Annotated in this window: 1 protein-coding gene and 1 pseudogene; both read right to left on the bottom strand. The window is 66.2% G+C overall.

Features of this window, described 5'->3' with window-relative positions; all coding sequences use genetic code 11:
- Window positions 1-126 precede the first annotated feature (126 nt).
- Window positions 127-283: pseudogene (locus tag ACZ7GZ_RS43215) on the bottom strand (IS6 family transposase); the annotation flags it as partial.
- A gap of 45 nt (window positions 284-328) precedes the next feature.
- Window positions 329-1,567 (bottom strand): IS110 family RNA-guided transposase, encoded by a 1,239-nt coding sequence (locus tag ACZ7GZ_RS43210; RefSeq protein WP_471033334.1) that lies wholly within the window; start codon window positions 1,565-1,567, stop codon window positions 329-331.
- Between the last annotated feature and the right edge of the window lie 336 nt (window positions 1,568-1,903).

Raw genomic sequence — 1,903 nt, 5'->3', positions numbered from 1 at the left:
GAGTGAAGTTCCTGCGTTTCTGCGACAACCAGCTTCCCTTTCCGAACAGACCCATCGTAGTGGGACCACTGTCCGGAAACTTCGGGGCGCCTCATTTCTCGTCGGTAGTCGGGGCTGTGAGCCGGGGCGGAGAGGCCGGAAGTGGGGCCTGAAGGCGGGCAGGAACCTCTGAGCTGAGCCGGTGGACCGGAAGTAACTCATGGGCCCGTTCCCCCTGCCGTTGGGCTGATGGCCTCTCCGCACGGTTGTTCAGATACTTCGAGGTTCGGTGCTCGGCCGGCGGGCGGCCTCGTAGGAGTCTGATTCGAAAATCAACCATCCACGCAGGTCAGACCGTTTCCGCTGTCTGGAGGGACACTTGATAGCCGAGCATGTTGAGCTGGCTGACCAGGCGACGGGTCTGCCGGGCCCGGCCGGTTCGCTGGATGAAGTAGTCGCTTCCGAGGTCGTGGTACTCGGCATCGTGGGTGAGCATGTGCCAGACCGACGTCAGGATGGTGTGGCCGACGGCCACCAGCGCTCGTTTCTTGCCGCGGCGGACGGCGATGCGTTTGTAACGGGCGGCCAGGTACGTGCTCTTGCTGCGGGCGGCTGCGGTGGCTGCGAGCCCGAGTGCCCCCTTCAGCCAGGGGTCGCCGGGGCGGGACTTGCCGGAGGTGTGCTTGCCGGCGGACTCGTAGTTGCCCGGGCACATCCCGGCCCACGACGCCAGGTGGGCGGCGCTGGGGAAGCGGCTCATGTCCACGCCGATCTCGGCGAGGATCACCTCGGCGGACCGGGTGCTCACCCCCGGGATCGTCGTCAGCAATTCCGCCTGGCGGCGAAAGGGAGCGAGCTGCCGGGCGATCTCCTCGCTGATACGGGCCTCGGTTGCGGTGACCGCGTCGATGCGGTCGAGCATGGTGCGGGCGAGGAAGGCATGGTGGTCGGTGAACCGGCCGGTTAGAGCCTGGGCGAGGATCTCGCGTTTGGCCCGCATGCTGGCCTTGGCCATGTCCGCCAGCACCAGGGGGTCGCGCTCGCCGGCGATCAGGGCCTCCAGCATCGCGCGGGCCGACTTGCCCAGAAGGTCGGAGACGACTGCGGACAGCTTGATCCCGGCATCCTCGAGGATCTTCTCCAGCCGCTGGGCTTCGCGAGTGCGCTCGCGGATGACCTCGGTGCGGTAGCTGGTCAGGTCGCGCAGCTGCCGGATCTCCGGCGGCGGGACGAACGAGGGCCTCACCAAGCCGTGTTCGACCATCTTGCAGATCCACTCGGAATCGGCGACGTCGGTCTTGCGGCCGGGGACGTTCTTCATGTGGCGGGCGTTGAGCAGCCAGCACTCGATGTCGTTCTCCAGCAGGTAGAACACCGGCTTCCAGTACGAGCCGGTGGCCTCCATGCCCACCACGGTGATGCCCTCGGCGATCAGCCAGTCCCGCATCGCCAGCAGGTCACGGGTCATGGTGGAGAACGTGCGGACCTCCTTGCGGCGCCGCTTGCCCGGTCCCGGGACGCGGATGCAGACCTTCACGTCGGCCTTGCCGATGTCGATTCCGGCGCATCGTTCGTGAACCACGTCCATGCCCCGGCCCTCCCCTCGCGCGGTGTGCTGTTGTGCAGCAGCCGCCCGGCGGGGACCAAGCAGGCAAAAGAATCTGATTCACATGCTCGAAGCAACACTTCCGGGTGCCTGACGAAGGGTCCCCGGCGTCCTACTCAATGTCGGGTTCCGGTGGCACCAAGTCTCCACGACGTCAGCCGGACGGCCGCAGCCCGATTTTCTCCCCTTTGGGGAGTCGCCGTCAGGAGATCGGATTACTCAATGAACCTCTTTCATCCTGAAGAGTCGCAGGTCAGTAGCACGTGGATGGCTTGGACGGTGCGGCTGACGCGGCGGGTGGAGGAGCGTGCTCTGCGC

The organism is Streptomyces sp. NPDC037288 (assembly GCF_055603265.1).
Note: the sequence above shows the minus strand (reverse complement) of the source record. Positions and strands in the feature narration are given on the sequence as shown.